Raw genomic sequence first — 20,665 nt, 5'->3', positions numbered from 1 at the left:
AGTTTAGGTAATTAATACTATTATAATGGTTGTATATGTAAAAAGAGTTAATTAAATAGGGATATCTAAATAGAAAGATGTTACGAGAGTTCTGTCGAATACTCGACAGAATTCGACACATTTGCTTTGTGTGTCGGATTAATACCATAGAAATACGTATATTTGCTTATTTTTATGTCGCATCAGGAAAGAAAAAAATTTCTGCTGGATTGGAATTTATGCCGGAAAGTCGCTACAATAGAGATAAGTGTAATAGCGATACGAGTAGCTCACTCTGGTGGGCTTTTTTCTTAATGGAGGGTAAGCAGATGCAGAAAGAGAATAAAACGTTTTATATTACAACGCCAATCTATTATCCGAGTGGCAAGCTGCACATCGGACATGCCTATACGACAGTAGCTGGTGATGCGATGGCTCGCTATAAGCGTCTGCGCGGATATGATGTCGCGTATTTGACGGGTACGGATGAGCATGGTCAGAAAATCCAGCGCAAAGCAGAAGAGCAAGGTATAACACCACAGCAATATGTGGATGACATCGTAAAAGATATCAAAGCTTTATGGAAGACACTTGAGATTACGAATACAGATTTCATCCGCACAACTGAACCGCGTCATAAGGAAACAGTACAGAAAATCTTCTCCAGACTCTTGGAACAAGATGATATTTACCTGGACCAATACGAAGGCTGGTACTGTACTTCCTGTGAATCCTTCTTCACGGAAACACAGCTTGATGACGGCAAATGTCCGGACTGTGGCGGTCCAGTCGATCGCGTGAAAGAAGAATCTTATTTCTTGCGGACTAGCAAATATGCAGACCGCCTGCTGAAGTACTATGAAGACAATCCTGAATTCATCCAGCCGGTGAGCCGGAAGAATGAAATGATCAACAACTTCATCAAGCCTGGTTTGGAAGACTTGGCAGTATCCCGTACATCATTTGAATGGGGACCGAAAGTACTTGAGAATCCGAAGCACGTTATTTATGTATGGATAGATGCGCTATCCAATTATATTACGGCGCTTGGATATGGTTCTGATGATGATAGTCTTTATCAGAAATACTGGCCGGCGGATGTTCATTTAATGAGTAAAGAAATTGTCCGTTTCCATACGATCTACTGGCCGATCATGCTGATGGCATTGGATCTGCCGCTGCCGAAGAAAGTATTCGCACACGGATGGATTCTAATGAAAGACGGCAAAATGAGTAAATCAAAAGGGAATGTCGTGAGCCCGGTTGATTTGAAGGACCGCTATGGTCTTGATCCGCTTCGTTACTACTTGCTTCGTGAAGTACCATTCGGTGCAGACGGTGTGTTCACGCCGGAAGGTTTCGTTGATCGTACGAACTTTGACTTGGCAAATGATCTTGGTAATTTGCTGAACCGTACAGTAGCTATGATCAGCCAATACAAAGAAGGTATTGTACCGGCGTATGTTGCTGGAGAGACAGAATTCGAGCAGGCGCTTGAAGAAATGGCGAAACAAACTGTCAAGGAAGTAGAAGACGGAATGGAGAACATGGAGTTTTCCGTTGTTCTTGCGAAAATTTGGCAGTTAGTTAGCCGAGCAAATAAATATATCGATGAAACGAAGCCTTGGGTGCTGGCAAAAGACGAAGCCCAAGCGGATCGTCTTGGAAACGTACTTGCTCACCTTGCAGAAGTGCTTCGCCAAGTAGCTATTTTGCTTCGTCCATTCCTTGTTGAAACGCCAGCTAAGATCTTTGCGCAGCTTGGTGTAGAAGAAGCAAGCCAAGACTGGGATACACTTCTTACAACAGAAGTGAAAACAGGTCGTCAAGTGAAGAAAGAAGGCCCGATCTTCCCTCGTCTGGATGCGAAGGTAGAAGTGGAAGCCATCAAGAACATGATGAAAGTTCCTGAACCAGAGAAAAAAGCACAGCCGAAAAAGGAGCAGGAAGCAGCTTCCCTTCCGGAAGTGCAGTATGAGGACTTTGCGAAGCTTGAGTTCCGTGTGGCGGAAGTTATTGCTGCTGACAAAGTGAAGAAAGCGGATAAGCTATTGAAAATCCAGCTTGATTTGGGAACAGAGAAGCGTCAGGTTATTTCCGGTATTGCAGAGCATTACACACCAGAGGATCTTGTCGGCAAGAAAGTGATTTGTGTAGTGAATCTGAAGCCGGTTAAACTTCGCGGGGAGATGTCCGAAGGGATGATTCTGTCCGGTGAAAGTGCTGACGGCAAGCTTGCGCTGGCAACAGTGGAGTCGGATTTGCCGAATGGATCAATCGTAAAATAATAAACGAGGGGGAGACGCTTGCACGCAAGCGTTTTTCCTTTTTTAACAGATAGAAAGGACATCATGCTATGTTATTTGATACACATGCTCATATTAATGATAAGCAGTTTGCTGAAGACCGCGAAGAGATGCTGCAGCGAGCAAAGGATGCGGGCGTATCGCGTCTTGTAGTTATTGGCTGTGATGCGGAAGGAATCACCTCGGCAATCGAGCTTGCTGAGAAATACGATTTCGTCTATGCAGCAATTGGCTGGCATCCAGTAGATGCAATAGACATGACAGATGTTGATCTGGATCGAATCGAGGAGCTTTCGTCACATCCAAAAGTTGTTGCGATTGGCGAGATGGGTTTGGATTATCACTGGGACAAGTCACCAAAAGGTATTCAAAAGGATGTTCTGCGGAAGCAGATTCAACTGGCTAAACGCGTCAAACTGCCGATTATTATTCATAATCGGGAAGCGACACAGGATATCATTCCGATTTTAAAAGAAGAAAATGCAGCTGAAGTCGGAGGCATCATGCACTGTTATAGTGATGAAGCGGACCTTGTGCAGGAGTTTCTAGACATGAACTTCTATATTTCCCTTGGCGGCCCTGTCACTTTCAAAAATGCTAAGGCACCGAAGGAAGTAGCGAAAATGGTACCGGCAGATCGGCTGCTGATTGAAACAGATTGTCCGTATCTGGCACCTCATCCTAACCGCGGCAAACGTAATGAACCTGCTTACGTGAAGCTTGTAGCAGAACAGATTGCTGAGCTGCGCGGCATGGGGTATGAGGAACTGGCAGAATTGACAATGCGAAATGCAGAAAGACTATATCAAATCAAATCATAGAGGGTATAACGTGCAAATTAAAGAAGTGATTGTTGTTGAAGGTAAAGACGATACAGCTAAGATAAACCAGGCGATCCAGGCGGATACGATTGAGACGAACGGATCTGCTATACATGCTGGTATCATTGAACAAATAAGACATGCACAAGCGAAGCGAGGCGTAATCATATTTACTGATCCCGATTATCCCGGTGAGCGTATTCGTCATATTGTCTCCCAGGCGGTGCCTGGATGTAAGCATGCGTTCCTGTCAAAGGACAAAGCACGTGCGCGTAATAACAAAGGAATAGGTATTGAGCACGCTTCAGCTGAATCAATTCGGGCAGCCTTGGAGCAAGTATATGAGATGAGCGAGATATACGAACCGGAAATCTCCAGGGAAGCTGTCATAGCATACGGTCTCCTTGGCGGACCAAGAGCAAAACAGCGACGAGAAAAGCTTGGAGAAAGACTGTCAATCGGCCATACGAATGGCAAGCAGCTTATCAAACGACTTGCTATGTTCCGGATACCGGAGCAGTTGTTTGTCGAAACGATGCAGCAAATTATACAGGAGGAAGACAATGACGAATGAACGGCATATTGCCACACCGACAAGGACGAAGGAACTGCTTAAGAAATATAATTTTTCCTTCAAGAAAAGCCTCGGGCAAAATTTCCTGATTGATACAAATATCCTGCGGAATATCATCCATCATGCAGGAGTAAAAGAAGATGTTGGTGCGATTGAAATCGGACCAGGGATGGGCGCATTGACAGAGCAGCTGGCTATCGCAGCAAATAAAGTATTGGCTTTTGAGATAGATCAGCGTCTATTACCTATTCTGGAGGACACATTGTCTCCATATGATAATGTTAAGGTCGTGAATGAGGATATCCTGAAAGCAGACGTGCAGCATGAGCTGCAGCACTATTTCGGAGAGCAGGAAGTAAAAATTGTTGCAAACCTGCCTTATTATATTACAACGCCGATATTGATGAACCTGCTTACGCGTAATCTGCCAATCTCAAGCATTACGGTCATGATCCAAAAAGAAGTAGCAGACCGCATGGCTGCTTCGCCGAATACAAAAGCTTACGGCTCCTTATCGCTTGCAGTGCAATATTATACGCAGGCAGCAGTTGTCATGACTGTTCCGAAAACGGCATTCATGCCGCAGCCGAACGTTGATTCTGCTGTGCTTCATCTTGATGTGCGCAAGGAACCGCCAGTACGTGTAGAAGATGAAAAATTCTTCTTCGACCTGATTCAAGCTTCCTTTGGTCAACGCAGGAAAACGCTTCGTAACAATCTGAACAGACATTTTGCTTCCCGATTCTCAAAGGAGGAGCTGGAGGACATCATGAACGAAGCTGGAATCGATGGCACAAGAAGAGGAGAATCGCTTTCGATGGAGGAATTTGCTGCTCTGGCAAATACCTTTACAGCTAAAGGCTGAACATTTTTGCCCATCCATCATACGCTGTAGGAGAAAGCTTTGGTGGGTGAGGTGAACGGAATGGATTTGGCGATTGGTGATATCGTCACTAGAAAATCATATAAACACGATTTAATGTTCCGTGTATCCAGCTTTACAGCCAATAAGGTCATTCTGCATGGGGAAGATATGCGTCTCATCGCAGACGCCCCCAAGGATGACCTTGTAAAGACTGGAACACGTGAAATAACGAAACGCAAAAAGACATGGCAGGATAAAGAAGATTACTCCTACCGCCTCTTTCGCCAGGATTACCTGCTGATGAAGGATAAGCGGGATTATGAATCAACCTCAGGTTATCAGCATAACCCAAATTACTTTCAAATTCCTGCAAAGGTGCTCCACATCGATGGAGACAAGACATATTTAAAGAAATGTATCGATTTTTACCAGCGTTTCGGTATTCAAGTACATGGTGTCCATCTGCATGAAAAAGAAATGCCACTTCAAATTGCTTCCCTCTTGGAAAAGATCCAGCCAGATATTATTGTCATCACAGGACATGATGCTTTTCAGAAAAATAAAGGAGATAAGCAGGATATTCGAGCTTATCGGAACTCCCAGTATTTCGTCGAAACGGTAAGAGAAGCGCGCCGCTTGTACCCGCATCTAGATCAATTAATCATTTTTGCTGGCGCATGCCAATCTCATTTTGAATCCTTGATACGAGCAGGGGCGAATTTTGCAAGCTCGCCAAGCAGGATTAATATACATGCCTTGGATCCAGTTTATATTGTAGCTAAGATCGCATTCACGCCGTTTATGGAAAAAGTGGGGGTGTGGGATGCACTCCGGAATACTCTGACAGGAGAGCGTGGCCTGGGTGGTATTGAAACACGCGGTCTGCTTCGGACGGGATTGCCTTTTGTAGATCCAGACGAGGAGAAAGAAGACGCCTAGACAGCCTTACTTATCGTAAATTTACCACTGATGCATAATTTTGTATGGATTTGAAAGAATAAAGTGAAATAAGAAACATTTAATCTTTTCATTGACATCAAAATTGGTATGCTGTTATAATAAAAAGTTTTATTTGACTCTATACCTAAAATATGCTATGATTAGATCAGTGAGGTGGAGTGCAGTGGCTAAAACATTAGTGGAAATTAAGCAGGGTCTCGAAGGACAAATTGGTAAACGTTTAAAATTGAAAGCTAATGGTGGGAGAAAGAAAACCATCGAACGTTGCGGAGTACTTGCGGAAACGTATCCAGCTGTATTCATCGTTGAACTTGATCAAGATGAAAATGCGTTTGAGCGTGTCTCCTATAGCTATGCAGATGTCTTAACCGAAACAGTCGAATTAGATTTTGATACGGATGATTTAAACGAAATTGCGAAATAACGCATGAACGAAAGCAGGGGCTTAGTCCCCTGCTTTTTATTTTGTCTTATTTGCAAACATCTGACAGGCATAGCGTACGGTCTTGGACAGAAAATAAGGATGTCGTGATAATCTCTGAAGGGAGCTGTTTTCTTTGGGCAGAAGAAGAGGGATCATGTCTGATGCACTAAAAGAGGAAATTGCAAAGGAGCTTGGATTTTACGACACCGTGCAAAAGGAAGGCTGGGGCGGCATTCGTTCCCGCGATGCTGGGAACATGGTCAAGTATGCCATTGCCATGGCCGAACAGTCGATGCGCGATAAGCAATAAAGTGATGCCCTTCTCTTTTTTATGAAGAGGAGGGCTTCTTCTTTTGGCAGAATAGCCTGTACTTCCTTTTTATGATACAATTTTGGAGAAATTCAACTAAAGTAGGTGACATGACATGTATTTGCTCGAAAAGGCGCCAGCTAAGATCAATCTTTCGTTGGACGTACTGTATAAACGCCCGGATGGCTATCATGAGGTAGAGATGGTTATGACAACGATCGACCTGGCAGACCGGATAGAGTTAATCGTGTTACAGGAGAACAAGATCGAAATCGAATCGGACAATCGTTTTGTACCGAACGATGAGCGTAATCTTGCCTACCGTGCGGCGCAATTGATCAAAGATACATATAATATCAATAAAGGTGTCAAGATATACATAGACAAACAGATACCGGTCGCAGCTGGTCTTGCTGGAGGAAGCAGTGACGCGGCGGCAGTACTGCGCGGTCTGAATACACTATGGAATCTGCAGCTATCCTTGGATACGCTGGCTGAGCTCGGTGCGAAAATTGGTTCGGATGTATCCTTCTGTGTATACGGTTCTACAGCATTATCAACTGGACGTGGAGAAAAGATTAAAGAACTACCAGCTCCGCCGGCTTGTTGGGTTGTACTTGCTAACCCGGGAATTGGTGTATCCACCCAGACTATTTATCAGCAGTTAAAAATCGATCATATTGAGCATCTCGATACAGAGGGAATGGTCGAAGCTATTGAGCAAGGCGATTTTCAATCAATCTGTGACAAGGTTGGTAATGTACTCGAGCCCGTTACACTTAAACTTTGTCCGGAAGTAAAACAAATCAAGCAGCAAATGATCGAAGCAGGTGCTGATGCGGTACTAATGAGCGGAAGCGGACCAACTGTCTTCTCTCTTGTATCCCAGGAGAGCCGTGCTTATCGGATCTACAACAGCTTAAGAGGATTCTGTGAACAAGTGTATGTTGTACGGATGCTCGGTGGGCGAACGGAGCTTGATTAAATCCGTACGAGAATGTTATTATCTAACAATAACATTCGGTTTTGAGGTGTAGAGATGAAAAGAAGTGAACGTTTAGTTGCGATGACGAATTATTTAATGGATCATCCGCAGCAATTGGTGTCTTTGCCATATTTCTCGACGACGTACGCTGCTGCCAAATCCTCCGTCAGCGAGGATTTGTCGATTATAAATGATATGTTCCAACATGAAGGTATTGGATACTTACAATCTGTATCCGGCGCTGCTGGAGGTGTTCGCTACATCCCGGTATACTCCAAGGAGAACAGCGCAGCTTTCATTGATGAGCTATGCAGTAAGCTAGCGGATTCAGACAGGCTTCTTCCTGGGGGATATCTATTCATGAGCGATATACTCGGAGAACCAGCAACAGTTAATAAGATCGGACGTCTTTTTGCAACAGCATTCCATGACCGTGAAATTGATGTAGTGGTAACTGTCGCTACAAAAGGTATTCCGATTGCTTATGCAGCTGCTGCTTATCTGAATGTCCCCGTTGTCATTGTTAGACGAGATCCTAAGGTGACAGAGGGATCGACAGTGAGCGTGAATTACGTTTCTGGTTCATCCAGGAAGATTCAGACGATGGTACTGTCCAAGCGAAGTATTCCGGATCAAGCAAATGTCTGTATTGTGGATGATTTCATGAAAGCAGGCGGAACTATCAACGGAATGAAGAGTCTTTTGCAGGAATTCAACGCAAATGTTACTGCTATAGGCGTATTGGCTGAAGCAGAAGACGAAGAAGAAGAACGTGTAGTGGAAGATTACACGTCATTGATTAAGATTCAGAACGTTGATGTACGTAATCAGCGGGTCGAAGTACAAAAAGGTAATTACTTTAACTAATCCGATTTTCCCACCTTACCAACTTATTTTTTTAAAAAAGTTCTATAGGGAGCAGGAGTTTCCAGCTTTATGTAGAATTACTGGTAATAAGTTCTAAATAAGGTAAGGGTGGTGAAGCATAATGGAAGTTACTGACGTAAGATTACGCCGCGTTAATACCGAGGGAAGAATGCGTGCTATCGCTTCTATTACAATGGATCAAGAGTTTGTTGTACACGATATTCGTGTCATCGAAGGGAATAACGGACTGTTTGTCGCTATGCCTTCCAAACGCACACCAGACGGTGAATTCCGCGATGTAGCGCATCCAATCAACTCTGGTACCCGGAGTAAGATTCAAGATGCTGTGCTGCAGGAATATCATCGTGCAGGAGAAGAAATAGAAGTGGAGTATGAGGAAGCCGCTGGCGCTTCTTGATATGAGCTCAATAGATGACAAATAGGTCATCTTCTATAAAGGTAAAATTAACAGCTGTTCTAACATATGGGATAGCTGTTATTTTTATGCTTTTAATCCAGTAGATTGGAGAAAAAAACGTCTCGAATTACGTGAATTCGAGCGCTGCGCCTGTTGAAATGACAATTATTTTAAGATATATTTACAGAGGATAAAAAGAATGGAGGGTTCGCATGTCAAACCGATATGCAGTCATCCTTGCTGCCGGGAAAGGCACCAGGATGAAATCGAAGCTGTACAAAGTGCTGCATCCTGTCATGGGTAAACCGATGGTACAGCATGTTACTGACCAGTTGAATTCTTTACAATTAGATAAATTAATTACCATTGTCGGGCACGGAGCAGAAGACGTAAAAGCCCAACTTGGAGATGTGAGTGAATATGCCCTGCAGGAGGAACAGCTCGGTACAGGACATGCGGTCCTGCAAGCGGAAGAGTTCCTGAAAGACAATGAGGGTGTTACGGTCGTATTAAGCGGAGATACGCCTCTTATTACAGGTCAAACCATTCAAGCATTGCTTAATCATCACGAACAGCAAGGAGCGAGTGCAACAGTATTGACTGCAAAAGCGCCGGACCCTGCAGGATATGGCCGAGTCATCCGCAGCGGGGCAGGAGAGGTTTTGCGTATTGTGGAGCATAAAGACGCGAATGCAGAAGAGCTTCTTGTTGATGAAATCAATACAGGTACATATTGCTTTGATAACAAGCTATTGTTCCAAACATTGCATAATGTATCGAATGATAATGCCCAAGGTGAGTATTATCTCCCAGATGTACTAGAACTGCTGAAAAAAGATAACAAGCTTGTGACCGCTTATCAGACACCAGATTTTGATGAAACGATGGGTGTAAACGATCGGGTAGCTCTATCTCAAGCAGAACAGATTATGAAACGTCGTGTCAATGAACAGCATATGCGTAATGGCGTGACAATCATTGACCCAGATTCAACTTATATCAGTACAGATGCGGTTATCGAGCAGGATGTGACCATTTTGCCAAACACGATGATCCTTGGAAAGACAATTATCAAAGAAGATGCCATCATTGGTCCGAACTCAGAAGTGAAGGATGTCACAATCGGCAGCCGCACAGTTGTGAAGCAAAGTGTAGCACATGACAGTGAGATTGGAAATGATGTCAATATCGGTCCTTTTGCTCATATTCGTCCGCAAGCACAGCTTGGAGATAATGTGAAGATTGGGAACTTCGTCGAAGTGAAGAAAGCATCTATCGGTGAAGGAAGCAAGGTTTCCCATCTAAGCTATATTGGAGATGCTGAAGTTGGTAAAGATGTAAATGTCGGTTGTGGTACAATAACAGTGAACTATGACGGAAAGAATAAACATCTGACGAAGATTGAGGACAACGCCTTTATCGGTTGTAATGCAAATCTGATTGCACCAGTAACGGTTGGCAAAGGTGCCTTAGTGGCAGCAGGCTCGACCATAACAAAAGATGTACCAGCAGATGCTTTATCGATTGCCAGAGCAAGACAAGAAAACAAAAATTCTTATCTTAAGAATAAATAATTTTGGAGGGTTACTCGACATGCCTTATAATGATCCATCGTTGAAAGTTTTTTCTTTGAATTCTAATCCGGAGTTAGCTAAGTCAATTGCAGACCACATTGGCGTAGAACTGGGTAAAATCACTGTTTCCCACTTTAGCGATGGCGAAATCCAGATCAATATCGAAGAAAGTATCCGCGGCTGTGACGTTTATGTTGTCCAGTCCACTTGTGCACCTGTCAATCAGCATATGATGGAGCTACTCATCATGATTGATGCATTGAAACGTGCATCAGCTAAAACAATCAACATCATCATGCCTTACTACGGTTACGCACGTCAGGATCGCAAAGCCCGTGCCCGTGAACCTATTACTAGCAAATTGATCGCTGATATTTTGCAAACTGCCGGAGCTACACGCGTTTTGGCATTGGACTTGCATGCGCCGCAGATCCAAGGTTTCTTCGATATTCCGATCGATCACTTGGTAGGTGTTCCAATCCTATCCGACTATTTCGAGAAAAAGAACTTGGAAGATATCGTCGTAGTATCTCCTGACCATGGCGGTGTAGTTCGTGCACGTCGTATGGCAGATCGTTTGAAAGCACCGATTGCAATCATCGACAAACGCCGTCCGCGTCCAAACGTGGCAGAGGTAATGAACATTATTGGCGAAATCAAAGGCAAAACTGCGATCATCATCGATGATATCATTGATACAGCTGGAACATTGACGCTAGCTGCTAATGCGTTAAGAGAAAAAGGTGCGGTTGAAGTATATGCAGCTTGTTCTCACCCAGTTTTATCTGGACCGGCAATCGAGAGAATCCAAAATTCACAAATTAAAGAGCTTGTTGTGACAAACTCAATTCCTCTTCCAAAAGAGAAGCAAATCGAAAATATTACGCAGCTTTCTGTTGCGCCGTTGTTCGGTGAAGCAATCATCCGTATTCACGAACAGCAATCTGTTAGTATTCTGTTTGATTGATTTTATGTTTATTACTGATATCGTAAGGGAATCATACTCTGTAGACGCGTAAAAACTATGGAGGGTGATTACGATGGCAGTAAAACTTAAAGCAGACAAACGAGAAAACAATACAAAATCTTATATCCGAGGACTTCGTGAAGAGGGAGCCATCCCTGCAATCGTATATGGTAATGGTAAAGAGCCTATCAGCGTTGCAGTCGATAGTGTTGATCTACTAAAAACCGTTCGAGATGAAGGGAAAAATGCGGTTATTTCATTGGATATCAAAGGCGAATCAGTAGATGTTATGCTACATGATTACCAAACCGATCCATTGAAAGCTAGTCTTGTACACGCAGATTTCTATGTGGTTAACATGTCGGAAGCACGTAACGTGGAAGTGCCGATCCAACTTGAAGGTGAAGCACCAGGTTCTAATGAAGGCGGCGTTCTTCAGCAGCCACTATATGATCTGGAGATCAGTGCAAAACCGAATGACATCCCAGATCAGATTACAGTCGATGTCTCCAAACTTGAAGTCGGTGACAGCATCAGCGTTGGTGACCTGCCAACAGACGGTGCTTTCGAAATCCTAACGGATGCTGATACAACAATCGCAACAGTCACTGCACCTACTGCAGAGATTGAATCAGATGATACAACTACTGGTGACGCGGATGATGTAGAAGCAATCGAAGAAGGATCTAAGAACGATAAAGAAGATTAAGATTAGAAAAAGCTGTGCCTTAAGGGGCACAGCTTTTTTTATTTTGATTGAACTATTTGAATTCCTCAAACGTCATATAGTCAGAGAAGAAAGGGGGAGTGAAATGGAGGAATCAGCGGAATCCATATCGATTGAAAATGCTAAACATGATAAATCGGCTTTCAGTCAGCTTTTCCAGCAATATTATACGTTCTTATATCGTTATCTTTTTAAACTCACGATGAATAAAGAAATGACAGAAGACCTGCTGCAGGAAACGATGATTCGGGCATATATTAATTTGCCGAAATATCGTTATCAATCTAAATTTTCTACATGGCTTATATCTATCGCGACTCGTTTATATTTGGATGAACAACGGAAGAAAACGCGGGATAGGAAAAGGCAACAGCAGCTGACGGAAAATGAAAAACGAAAAATAAAATGGGAATTAGAACAAGGCAATTTGGATTGGTCATTGCATCTGGATTTGTTTGCATCTCTATCTATTGAAACTAGAACGTTAATATTACTTCGTCATTATTATGGTTACTCATTAGAGGAAATTAGTGCAATGACAAAACTAAGAAAAGGGACAGTAAAGTCTCGTATCCATTATGCGTTAAAGAAATTAAGAGAGGAGTGGTCTGATGAAAAAAGATGACTGGATCAAGAAGATGGACGAAACGTGGGAAAACATGGATACAAAATTACATATTGACGTTCCTGAAACTGATGAAATGCTGCAGCAGATAAGTTCTGGTGAGAAGCGATATCGAGAAAGAATGCACAGAGAACTATGTGGGTTTATCATTTTGGCATGTGTGTTGGTCTCCTTCTACATTCTTATAGCTGTGCATATCACGTGGGCTTTCTACGTCTTGCAGATCATCTCAATTATTGCTGTTGTCGTCCTATTACTAGTTGAAAGAAGCAAAGGAAGGGTTACATGATATCAACGAATGAACTGATAATTATAATCTTGGCAATTCCTATATTGCTGGCACAAGGAATTTGGTTGTACATTGATGCAAAAAGAAGAGGTACTCATGCTTGGGCATGGGGGATTGTCGGACTGATTCAGTTCCCTACACCGCTTCTTTTATATTATGTATTTATCATTCGCAGAGACAAAAGGAGGCACTGATAGATGGAGAACACTGTGACATTGCTGCTGCCTATTATCGTCATCCAGTTTCTTTTGCTCATTATTGCGTTGATTAGTTGTATACGCGCAGAAGAAACACTGGGACCCAAATGGGTTTGGATAGTAATCATTTTCTGTATAAGTATCATCGGACCTATTCTTTATTTCGTGATTGGGCAAAGAAAGGATGCGTATAAATGACCATGTTAGAAGCGCGAGGGTTGACGAAACGGTACGGAAAACATGTCGCGGTAAAAGATTTAAATCTTCAGTTGAAGAAGAATGAGTGTATTGCGCTTTTAGGACCAAACGGAGCTGGTAAGACAACAACGTTGCATATGCTGGCTGGATTAATTACACCTACTGACGGAATGATAATGAGTGATAAAAAAGTACTTATTAAAGATAAAATTGGATTTTTACCTCAATATCCTACTTTCTTCGATTGGATGTATCCAAAAGAATATCTTATGTTAGCAGGAACATTATCTGGAATGACTAAAAAAACTTTAAAAGAACGAAGCTTGCATGTATTGGAAATGACAGGACTGTTAGAAGCTCAGAAACGGAAGATAGGGGCTTTCTCTGGAGGTATGAAACAGCGACTCGGCTTAGCGCAAGCAATCATGCATCAACCGAAAATCCTATTGCTGGATGAACCAGTATCCGCTCTTGATCCAGCTGGAAGAATTGATGTCATGAACATATTGGAGAATTTAAAAAAGGATATGGCCATCCTATTTTCTACACACGTATTGCATGATGCGGAACAAATATGTGATAAGGCTTTAATCATGAAATCGGGACAAAGCATCTCTTATGAAAACATGAAGGAATGGAAAGGAAATCGGCAAAGAAAACGCTATCGCTTGGAAACATCGGATCCTTTACAGATTGAAGGACTGCAGAAGTTATATAAAGAGATTGATATAAAGGAATCACAAAAAATCATTGGTACTTTGCGACATAATGTAACGCCCAATATGTTACTGCAATATTGTATCCAGCAAGACATAGGAATCCAGTACTTTGGAGCAGAAGAAAAGAACCTAGAAGAACATTATATAGAGGTGATGGAAGGTTGAAGAGGTTCAACGCGCTATTTCATAAAGAATGGATAGAGGCTTGGAGAGAGAAGAAGTTAGTTTGGCTGCCTGCTGTCATCCTATTAGTGACACTTCTTCAGCCTATTAGTTTGTATTTTATGCCAACCATTTTGGAGAATTCGAATAGTCTGCCACCAGGAGCAGTAATTGAATTGCCAATCCCTAGCGGGGCTGAAGTTCTTGCGGGAACTTTGTCTCAACTGCATACAATAGGCACAGCAATTATTGTGCTAGCTTGTATGAATGTAATTGTACAGGAGAGAAATAACGGATCTCTTATGCAGCTATTCTCCAGACCAGTAAATACTACAACTTACATATTTAGCAAGTGGACGATGCTCGTACTCCTTCATCTTGGAGCTTTTACAATTTCCTATGGAGCAGCATGGTATTATACAAACGCTCTATTTTCTGATGTATCCTTTACTTCTGTATGGAAAAGCTTTGTGATTTATTGTTTATGGATTGTGCTAGTTATAACAGTCACATTGTTTGTTAGTACATTTCTTCGTCGCAGTGGAGGAGTGGCGGGGATATCTATTTTAATAGTGGCGAGTATTGCTATCTTGTCGACTGTTATGCCTGATATAGCCATTTATTTGCCCTCAAATATCCTCAACCTGGCAACAGAGGTACTGAATACGGAAAAGGGTACTGTGCATATGGGAGCTGTACTAGCTACAACTATTGCCTTTATTGCTATATTACTTTTAACAATGGTAAAAAAATTTGAAAAGAGTGTAAAGTTTTAATGAAGTAGGATTATTCCTAACACGCAAAGGATATGATAAAAGTATAGGTAAAGCATGTCAAGGATGGGAAAGGAAGCATCCTTGATGTGCTTTTTGTGCAGGAAAGAAGGAATTATCCTTTCAGTCGGAGAAGGAGAATAGCAGTGGGTGTTAACGATGATATAGTTATCCCTGCATGGGGAAGGTCATCCACTCCGTGCTCCCTTGCTTACCACTTCGTTTCTAAGCGGTCTTTTCCGCTTTTCGGTTTTGTCTAGCTCCAAAGACCAGAAACTGCAGTATAAGTGATGAATCCCTGCGTGGGGTAAGGCGCCCACTCCGTGCTCCCTCCCTTATCCTTACGTTTCTAACCGGCTTTCTCCGCTTTTCGTGTTGTCTAGCTGCAGAAACCAGAAACTGCGGCATAGGTGATAAATCCCTGCGTAAGGTAAATGCGCCTCACTCCGGGCTTTCTCACCTATTCCTTCGTTTCTAAACGGTTTCTTCCGCTTTTCGGTTTTTGTCTAGCTCCAAAGACCAGAAACTGCGCTGTAAGCAATGAATCCCTGCGTGGAAAGGTCATCCACTCCGTGCTCCCTTGCTTACCACTTCGTTTCTAAGCGGTCTTTTCCGCTTTTCGGTTTTCTTGTATTTTATTTTCTGTTAAGGTATAGTTTTTTTGGAATGGACTATGAGTAAAGGGCGTTTATAAATATGAAAATGATTGTTGGACTTGGGAATCCGGGTCAGAAATATGATCAGACACGGCATAATATTGGGTTCATTGCGATTGATGAATTAGTGCACCGGCACAATTTGCCGTTATCAAATAAAAAATTCAATAGTGTATATGCGACTGGCTTGATAAATGGGGATAAGGTTATATTGGTAAAGCCTATAACTTTCATGAACCTATCAGGTGAAGCGGTTCGCCCGCTTATGGATTATTATAATGTAGATCTTGAAGATCTCGTTGTCATTTATGATGATTTGGATTTACCAGCAGGGAAAGTACGACTGCGGGAAAAAGGCGGTCATGGGGGCCATAATGGAATCCGTTCTTTGATTGCACATTTAGGTACAAAAGAATTCAAACGTATTCGTCTCGGAATTGGCCGTCCGGTCAGTCAGCAGCCTGTTGTGGACTATGTTCTTCAGCGCTTCCACAAGGAAGAAGTGCCAGACATCGTCGATAGTGTTAAAAAGGCTGCAGATGCCACAGAAACATGGCTAAAGGAACCTTTCCTGAACGTGATGAATGATTTTAATCGCTGATTCATACACTGCAACAAGATAAGTATGAATCCATGCGCTTTCGGGCAGACTTTGACAGAGTCAAATCTAAGTCCCGGAGGCGTAACTATGGCTATTGTTTATCGTTGTCGTCATTGCAAAACACAGCTAGCAGAGCTGGATGAATATAAGGTGGATATCAAAGCGCTCGGATGGGATCGATTATCCGCAGCAGACTATCAGGAAATGGTGCAGATAGATTCGGGTAATATCGTTTGTCAGGTAGCATGTGAGGATTGTGAAAATGCGCTGCAGCGAAACCCGCATTATCATGAGCTGGATCATTTCATGCAATAACGTAAAGCTAAATAATGCTGTCATACAAAGCTTTGGTGCGTGAACCAAGGCATTTTTTGCTTATGACATGTACTAGCAGAAGGAGGCATTATGCAAGAGATCAAGCAATTTATCTCAACTCAGGATGACATACAATCAGTCATCAATGGGATAAAGTCTGGGATGGATGAACAGCTTTTGACAGGATTGTCTGGTTCAGCAAGGGGAGTACTGGCAACTGTTCTGCAGGATTCCATAAGACGAAAGGTAATCCTAGTTACCCATCAGCTGACTCAGGCTCAGACACTATATGAAGATTTATTGGAGCTGAGTACGCATTCAAATGTGTACCTGTATCCTGTGAATGAATTATTAGCATCAGAAATTGCCATCTCCAGTCCGGAGCTTCGCTCACAACGTTTGGATGCTTTGCGGAATTGGAAGCAAAGCGAGAATGGCATCCTAGTAGCTCCGGCTGCTGCATTAAAAAGAATACTGCCACAACCAGCTAAATGGGAAAGCTATCAGCTGGCTTTTCGTGTTGGAGAAGAAATTGATTTAGAGCACTACTTACGCGCATTGGTCGATATGGGATACGAACGTACAGATATGGTTGCTTCACCAGGAGAGTACAGTCTGCGCGGAGGGATATTAGATATTTATCCATTAACGGAATCCAATCCGATCAGAATTGAATTATTCGATACCGAAGTCGATTCCATCCGTTACTTTGATTCGGACACGCAGCGCTCTTTGGAGAAAAAAGATTCGGTCGAAGTAGGTCCTGCTACGGAATTACTCATCGATAGTGAAGACATTGCCAGAGCAGCAGATCGATTGGAGAAAGCATTAGGGGAAACAATAGGCAAGCTGCAGGCAGATGAGCATAAGCAGCAAGTTCTAGAGGCTGTCAGTCAAGATCTTGAAAGGCTACGTCAGCAAGAGCGATTTCAAGGCATGGCCAAGTATGCAGGCTATTTCTATGAGCAGCCAGCTAGTCTATTAGATTATCTTGGTGAAGGTGGCTATATTATCCTTGATGAAATGAGCCGGATCCAAGAAACAGCTAATCGGCTCGATGAAGAGGAAGCAGAATGGCATCAGAGTCTGCTGGAAGCGCATCAAACCGTAAGACAGCTAAAATTATCGTTTGACTGGCATGAAGTACTGCAGAAAATGAAGCAGCCGCGTTTGTATTTGAGTGTGTTCCTGCGTCATATATCGAATACGCAGCCTCAAAATATTGTGAATGTCACATGCAGGGCTATGCAGCAATTCCATGGACAAATGCATTTGCTGAAAAATGAACTGGAGCGGTGGGAAAAGAGCAATTATTCTACTATCTTAATGGCACCTACCCAGCAGCGTGCAGAGAAAATTCAGGCTGTTCTAGCTGATTACGATATGGAAGCAGTCATTGCAGAGCGTGTTTCCTTGCCGGTGAACACACCGACTATTTTGATCGGTAATATCAGCAGCGGTTTTGAGCTGCCTTTTCACAAACTGGCAGTACTGACAGAGAACGAACTATTTAAAAAGCGTTCAGCAAGACCGAAACGGAAGCAGAAAATATCCAATGCAGAGCGGATTAAGAGCTACCAGGAGCTGGCTGTAGGCGACTACGTTGTCCATGCAAACCATGGTATTGGTCGCTATGTTGGTATTGAGACATTGCAGGTGCAGGATTTGCGCAAGGATTTCATGCTGATCCGCTATTCCGGAGACGATAAGTTATTTGTGCCAATTGATCAAATTGATCTTGTGCAAAAGTATGTTGGATCAGAAGGAAAAGAACCGAAGCTTTATAAGCTTGGCGGAACAGAATGGAAGAAGGTTAAAAGCAGAGTTCAATCGTCTGTGGAAGATATTGCGGATGAGCTGATCAAGCTTTATGCCGAGAGGGAAGCTTCCAAAGGATATGCGTTTTCAGAAGACACAGAGATGCAGCGGGAATTCGAAGCGGCATTTCCTTACCAAGAAACTGAGGATCAGCTGCGTACCATTGATGAAATCAAACAAGATATGGAACGTGAACGGCCAATGGACAGGCTGCTTTGCGGTGATGTCGGATACGGAAAAACAGAAGTAGCTATTCGTGCAGCGTTCAAGGCGATTGCTGATGGTAAGCAGGTGGCAATCCTAGTACCGACAACCATTTTAGCGCAGCAGCATTATGAGACGATTCTGGAACGATTCCAGGACCACGCAATCAACGTAGGACTGATGAGCCGTTTCCGCACGCGTAAGCAGCAAAACGAGGTAATCAAAGATTTGAAGAGCGGCGTAGTTGATGTAGTCGTAGGTACTCACCGACTATTATCCAAGGACATCGTCTATAAAGATCTGGGGCTATTAGTCGTTGATGAAGAGCAGCGCTTTGGTGTAAAACACAAAGAAAAACTAAAACAGCTGAAGACGAATGTGGATGTGCTGACTTTGACTGCTACACCAATTCCGCGTACATTGCATATGTCCATGCTAGGTGTTCGCGATCTATCTGTTATCGAAACACCACCTGAAAATAGGTTCCCGATTCAAACGTATGTTATGGAGTATAATCCAGTCTTTATCCGCGAGGCTATTGAACGTGAAATGGCTCGGGATGGTCAGGTATTCTTCCTTTATAACAAGGTGGAAAATATCGAGCGTAAAGCACAGGAAATCGCAGCTTTGGTTGATGATGCCAGAGTCGCATTTGCGCATGGTCAAATGAATGAATCGGAGCTGGAAAGTGTTATGCTCGCCTTCCTTGAAGGAGAATATGATGTTCTTGTCAGCACGACTATCATTGAAACAGGTGTGGATATTCCGAATGTGAACACATTGATTGTTGATAATGCAGACAGAATGGGACTTAGTCAGCTGTACCAATTACGTGGTCGAGTAGGACGTTCCAATCGCGTGGCATATGCTTACTTCACCTACCAGCAGGATAAAGTGTTAACAGAGGTAGCGGAAAAGCGTCTGCAGGCAATCAAAGAATTTACTGAACTTGGTTCAGGGTTCAAAATTGCGATGCGAGATTTGTCCATTCGCGGAGCAGGTAACTTGCTCGGTTCTCAGCAGCACGGCTTTATCGATTCCGTAGGTTTTGATATGTACTCCCAGATGCTTACGGAAGCAGTGGAAGCAAGGAAGGCAGGTAAACCTGCAGAAGAAATCAAACCATTCGAGGTCGAGCTTGATCTGGATATCAATGCGTATATTCCGGAATCTTATATTAACGATGAGAAACAGAAAATCGATATGTATAAACGTTTCCAGAGCTGTACATCTCAAGAGGAAATTCATGACTTACGGGAAGAACTGATCGATCGATTCGGTGACTATCCTGAAGAAGTGGGCAACCTCTTCCACGTTACTTCTTTGAAGATGTATGCTAAACGCGAAAAAATCGAAAGCATCAGCGAGAAGAAGAAAAAGCAGCGTATGGAGATTTTGGTCGATTCCGATATGAGCCAGCATGTTGACGGCAGCAAGTTGTTCGAATTCGCTAATCAATACGGCCGGATGGTCCAGCTTGGTACAGAGGATAAGAAATTGAAGATCGTCTTTAATTGGGATCGAAACTCGTATGGACGCCGATATGAGATTGCGGAAGAGTTCATCCAAGCTATACGCGATCTAAAGAGAGCTAGTTAAACTTCCGATACTAGAAATTTTAAAAGGAAATGTATAGTAATGCCGATGTGTATCATACTAACAGCACAACTGGTGAATTCTTCTTTTCTTCATAATAAGTAGAAAATACCCCAGAGCAGCTTAGGATACAGAAAGAGAGGCATTGGAAGATGAAGGCTACAGGAATCGTACGTAGAATCGATGACTTGGGACGAGTTGTTATCCCGAAGGAAATACGCCGGACACTGCGCATTAGAGAAGGAGATCCGCTGGAGATCTTTGTGGACCGTGATGGTGAGGTTATTTTAAAGAAATACTCTCCGATTAGTGAGTTGGGTGACTTCGCAAAAGAATACGCGGAAGCATTATTTACTTCGATTGATCATGGAGTCCTGATTTGTGACCGCGATGAATATATTGCAGTTGCAGGAGAATCGAAGAAAGAATACATGAATAAAGGCATTGGTTCGGTTGTCGAAAAGGCGATGATGGAAAGGACAACTACAACTAATAATCAAGCAGGCAGTGTAGACCTTGTAGAAGACAGGGAAGAAGAAATTGCAGCTTATGTGGTCAGTCCGATTATTGCCAGCGGCGACCCAATTGGATGTGTTATTATTGTGAGCCGTAATGATGGCGAACTTAGCAAAGTCGAAGAAAAAGCAGCAGAAACAGCTGCTAATTTCCTTGCAAGACAGATGGAATAGTAAAGATGGAATCCCGCAACTAATTATGTTGCGGGATTCTTTTTAT

General features: G+C 42.9%; 23 protein-coding genes. All 23 read left to right on the top strand.

The features are described 5' to 3' along the window. The first annotated feature begins 308 nt into the window (after positions 1–308). Entirely contained in the window at positions 309–2,267 is a 1,959-nt protein-coding gene (gene metG, locus GZ22_RS11035) for a methionine--tRNA ligase (RefSeq protein ID WP_038562477.1), read from the top strand. Between the two features lie 68 nt (positions 2,268–2,335). Next, positions 2,336–3,106 (top strand): TatD family hydrolase, encoded by a 771-nt coding sequence (locus tag GZ22_RS11030; protein ID WP_038562474.1) that lies wholly within the window; start codon positions 2,336–2,338, stop codon positions 3,104–3,106. Between the two features lie 10 nt (positions 3,107–3,116). Further along, positions 3,117–3,680, top strand: a complete 564-nt coding sequence (gene rnmV / locus GZ22_RS11025) for a ribonuclease M5 (protein ID WP_038562471.1) — start codon at positions 3,117–3,119, stop codon at positions 3,678–3,680. After that, positions 3,670–4,545, top strand: a complete 876-nt coding sequence (rsmA, locus tag GZ22_RS11020; RefSeq protein ID WP_038562468.1) for a 16S rRNA (adenine(1518)-N(6)/adenine(1519)-N(6))-dimethyltransferase RsmA — start codon at positions 3,670–3,672, stop codon at positions 4,543–4,545. The genes rnmV and rsmA overlap by 11 nt, the downstream gene beginning before the upstream one ends. Before the next feature lie 60 nt (positions 4,546–4,605). Further along, positions 4,606–5,484, top strand: a complete 879-nt coding sequence (gene yabG, locus GZ22_RS11015; protein WP_038565923.1) for a sporulation peptidase YabG — start codon at positions 4,606–4,608, stop codon at positions 5,482–5,484. A gap of 184 nt (positions 5,485–5,668) precedes the next feature. Next, a complete protein-coding gene (gene veg, locus GZ22_RS11010; protein WP_038562465.1) occupies positions 5,669–5,929 on the top strand; it encodes a biofilm formation stimulator Veg in 261 nt (86 codons plus the stop codon). Between the two features lie 133 nt (positions 5,930–6,062). After that, positions 6,063–6,239: a small, acid-soluble spore protein, alpha/beta type gene (locus tag GZ22_RS11005; protein WP_038562461.1), complete on the top strand. Its 177-nt coding sequence runs from the start codon at positions 6,063–6,065 to the stop codon at positions 6,237–6,239. Positions 6,240–6,354: 115 nt separating this feature from the next. Next, positions 6,355–7,224: a 4-(cytidine 5'-diphospho)-2-C-methyl-D-erythritol kinase gene (gene ispE, locus GZ22_RS11000; protein ID WP_038562458.1), complete on the top strand. Its 870-nt coding sequence runs from the start codon at positions 6,355–6,357 to the stop codon at positions 7,222–7,224. Positions 7,225–7,278: 54 nt separating this feature from the next. Then, the gene (gene purR, locus GZ22_RS10995) at positions 7,279–8,091 is read left to right on the top strand and encodes a pur operon repressor (RefSeq protein ID WP_038562454.1); all 813 of its coding nucleotides are present in this window, start codon (positions 7,279–7,281) and stop codon (positions 8,089–8,091) included. Positions 8,092–8,212: 121 nt separating this feature from the next. Then, on the top strand, positions 8,213–8,509 hold the full coding sequence (spoVG, locus tag GZ22_RS10990) for a septation regulator SpoVG (RefSeq protein WP_038562451.1): 297 nt from the start codon (positions 8,213–8,215) through the stop codon (positions 8,507–8,509). A gap of 212 nt (positions 8,510–8,721) precedes the next feature. Next, entirely contained in the window at positions 8,722–10,083 is a 1,362-nt protein-coding gene (glmU, locus tag GZ22_RS10985; RefSeq protein ID WP_038562449.1) for a bifunctional UDP-N-acetylglucosamine diphosphorylase/glucosamine-1-phosphate N-acetyltransferase GlmU, read from the top strand. A gap of 19 nt (positions 10,084–10,102) precedes the next feature. Next, on the top strand, positions 10,103–11,050 hold the full coding sequence (locus tag GZ22_RS10980; RefSeq protein ID WP_038562447.1) for a ribose-phosphate diphosphokinase: 948 nt from the start codon (positions 10,103–10,105) through the stop codon (positions 11,048–11,050). 73 nt (positions 11,051–11,123) lie between these two features. Then, on the top strand, positions 11,124–11,759 hold the full coding sequence (locus GZ22_RS10975) for a 50S ribosomal protein L25/general stress protein Ctc (RefSeq protein ID WP_038562445.1): 636 nt from the start codon (positions 11,124–11,126) through the stop codon (positions 11,757–11,759). Between the two features lie 103 nt (positions 11,760–11,862). Continuing rightward, complete coding sequence (gene sigY / locus GZ22_RS10970; protein ID WP_038562442.1) at positions 11,863–12,402, top strand: RNA polymerase sigma factor SigY; 540 nt, start codon at positions 11,863–11,865, stop codon at positions 12,400–12,402. After that, entirely contained in the window at positions 12,389–12,691 is a 303-nt protein-coding gene (locus GZ22_RS10965; protein ID WP_038562439.1) for a YxlC family protein, read from the top strand. Before sigY ends, GZ22_RS10965 begins: the two co-directional genes overlap by 14 nt. Beyond that, the gene (locus GZ22_RS10960) at positions 12,688–12,885 is read left to right on the top strand and encodes a transcriptional regulator (protein ID WP_404815078.1); all 198 of its coding nucleotides are present in this window, start codon (positions 12,688–12,690) and stop codon (positions 12,883–12,885) included. Before GZ22_RS10965 ends, GZ22_RS10960 begins: the two co-directional genes overlap by 4 nt. A gap of 3 nt (positions 12,886–12,888) precedes the next feature. Continuing rightward, on the top strand, positions 12,889–13,086 hold the full coding sequence (locus tag GZ22_RS10955; RefSeq protein WP_038562436.1) for a PLDc N-terminal domain-containing protein: 198 nt from the start codon (positions 12,889–12,891) through the stop codon (positions 13,084–13,086). Beyond that, on the top strand, positions 13,083–13,970 hold the full coding sequence (locus GZ22_RS10950) for an ABC transporter ATP-binding protein (RefSeq protein WP_093881688.1): 888 nt from the start codon (positions 13,083–13,085) through the stop codon (positions 13,968–13,970). Before GZ22_RS10955 ends, GZ22_RS10950 begins: the two co-directional genes overlap by 4 nt. After that, a complete protein-coding gene (locus GZ22_RS10945) occupies positions 13,967–14,743 on the top strand; it encodes an ABC transporter permease (protein ID WP_038562433.1) in 777 nt (258 codons plus the stop codon). Before GZ22_RS10950 ends, GZ22_RS10945 begins: the two co-directional genes overlap by 4 nt. A 693-nt stretch (positions 14,744–15,436) precedes the next feature. Then, complete coding sequence (gene pth / locus GZ22_RS10940) at positions 15,437–15,997, top strand: aminoacyl-tRNA hydrolase (protein WP_038562430.1); 561 nt, start codon at positions 15,437–15,439, stop codon at positions 15,995–15,997. Positions 15,998–16,084: 87 nt separating this feature from the next. After that, positions 16,085–16,312, top strand: a complete 228-nt coding sequence (locus tag GZ22_RS10935; protein ID WP_038562428.1) for an anti-sigma-F factor Fin — start codon at positions 16,085–16,087, stop codon at positions 16,310–16,312. A gap of 90 nt (positions 16,313–16,402) precedes the next feature. Continuing rightward, entirely contained in the window at positions 16,403–19,933 is a 3,531-nt protein-coding gene (gene mfd, locus GZ22_RS10930; protein WP_038562425.1) for a transcription-repair coupling factor, read from the top strand. A 149-nt stretch (positions 19,934–20,082) separates the two neighbouring features. Then, the gene (gene spoVT, locus GZ22_RS10925) at positions 20,083–20,619 is read left to right on the top strand and encodes a stage V sporulation protein T (RefSeq protein WP_038562423.1); all 537 of its coding nucleotides are present in this window, start codon (positions 20,083–20,085) and stop codon (positions 20,617–20,619) included. Positions 20,620–20,665 lie beyond the last annotated feature (46 nt).

The organism is Terribacillus saccharophilus (genome assembly GCF_000725365.1).
GTDB lineage: Bacteria > Bacillota > Bacilli > Bacillales > Amphibacillaceae > Terribacillus > Terribacillus saccharophilus.
Note: the sequence above shows the minus strand (reverse complement) of the source record. Positions and strands in the feature narration are given on the sequence as shown.

Excerpts from the sequence above, each read along its gene's own strand:
- metG (WP_038562477.1), top strand. The coding sequence starts at position 309 with ATGCAGAAAGAGAATAAAACGTTTTATATTACAACGCCAATCTATTAT.
- GZ22_RS11030 (WP_038562474.1), top strand. The coding sequence starts at position 2,336 with ATGTTATTTGATACACATGCTCATATTAATGATAAGCAGTTTGCTGAA.
- rsmA (WP_038562468.1), top strand. The coding sequence starts at position 3,670 with ATGACGAATGAACGGCATATTGCCACACCGACAAGGACGAAGGAACTG.
- yabG (WP_038565923.1), top strand. The coding sequence starts at position 4,606 with ATGGATTTGGCGATTGGTGATATCGTCACTAGAAAATCATATAAACAC.
- ispE (WP_038562458.1), top strand. The coding sequence starts at position 6,355 with ATGTATTTGCTCGAAAAGGCGCCAGCTAAGATCAATCTTTCGTTGGAC.
- purR (WP_038562454.1), top strand. The coding sequence starts at position 7,279 with ATGAAAAGAAGTGAACGTTTAGTTGCGATGACGAATTATTTAATGGAT.
- spoVG (WP_038562451.1), top strand. The coding sequence starts at position 8,213 with ATGGAAGTTACTGACGTAAGATTACGCCGCGTTAATACCGAGGGAAGA.
- glmU (WP_038562449.1), top strand. The coding sequence starts at position 8,722 with ATGTCAAACCGATATGCAGTCATCCTTGCTGCCGGGAAAGGCACCAGG.
- GZ22_RS10980 (WP_038562447.1), top strand. The coding sequence starts at position 10,103 with ATGCCTTATAATGATCCATCGTTGAAAGTTTTTTCTTTGAATTCTAAT.
- GZ22_RS10975 (WP_038562445.1), top strand. The coding sequence starts at position 11,124 with ATGGCAGTAAAACTTAAAGCAGACAAACGAGAAAACAATACAAAATCT.
- sigY (WP_038562442.1), top strand. The coding sequence starts at position 11,863 with ATGGAGGAATCAGCGGAATCCATATCGATTGAAAATGCTAAACATGAT.
- GZ22_RS10965 (WP_038562439.1), top strand. The coding sequence starts at position 12,389 with ATGAAAAAAGATGACTGGATCAAGAAGATGGACGAAACGTGGGAAAAC.
- GZ22_RS10960 (WP_404815078.1), top strand. The coding sequence starts at position 12,688 with ATGATATCAACGAATGAACTGATAATTATAATCTTGGCAATTCCTATA.
- GZ22_RS10955 (WP_038562436.1), top strand. The coding sequence starts at position 12,889 with ATGGAGAACACTGTGACATTGCTGCTGCCTATTATCGTCATCCAGTTT.
- GZ22_RS10950 (WP_093881688.1), top strand. The coding sequence starts at position 13,083 with ATGACCATGTTAGAAGCGCGAGGGTTGACGAAACGGTACGGAAAACAT.
- pth (WP_038562430.1), top strand. The coding sequence starts at position 15,437 with ATGAAAATGATTGTTGGACTTGGGAATCCGGGTCAGAAATATGATCAG.
- GZ22_RS10935 (WP_038562428.1), top strand. The coding sequence starts at position 16,085 with ATGGCTATTGTTTATCGTTGTCGTCATTGCAAAACACAGCTAGCAGAG.
- mfd (WP_038562425.1), top strand. The coding sequence starts at position 16,403 with ATGCAAGAGATCAAGCAATTTATCTCAACTCAGGATGACATACAATCA.
- spoVT (WP_038562423.1), top strand. The coding sequence starts at position 20,083 with ATGAAGGCTACAGGAATCGTACGTAGAATCGATGACTTGGGACGAGTT.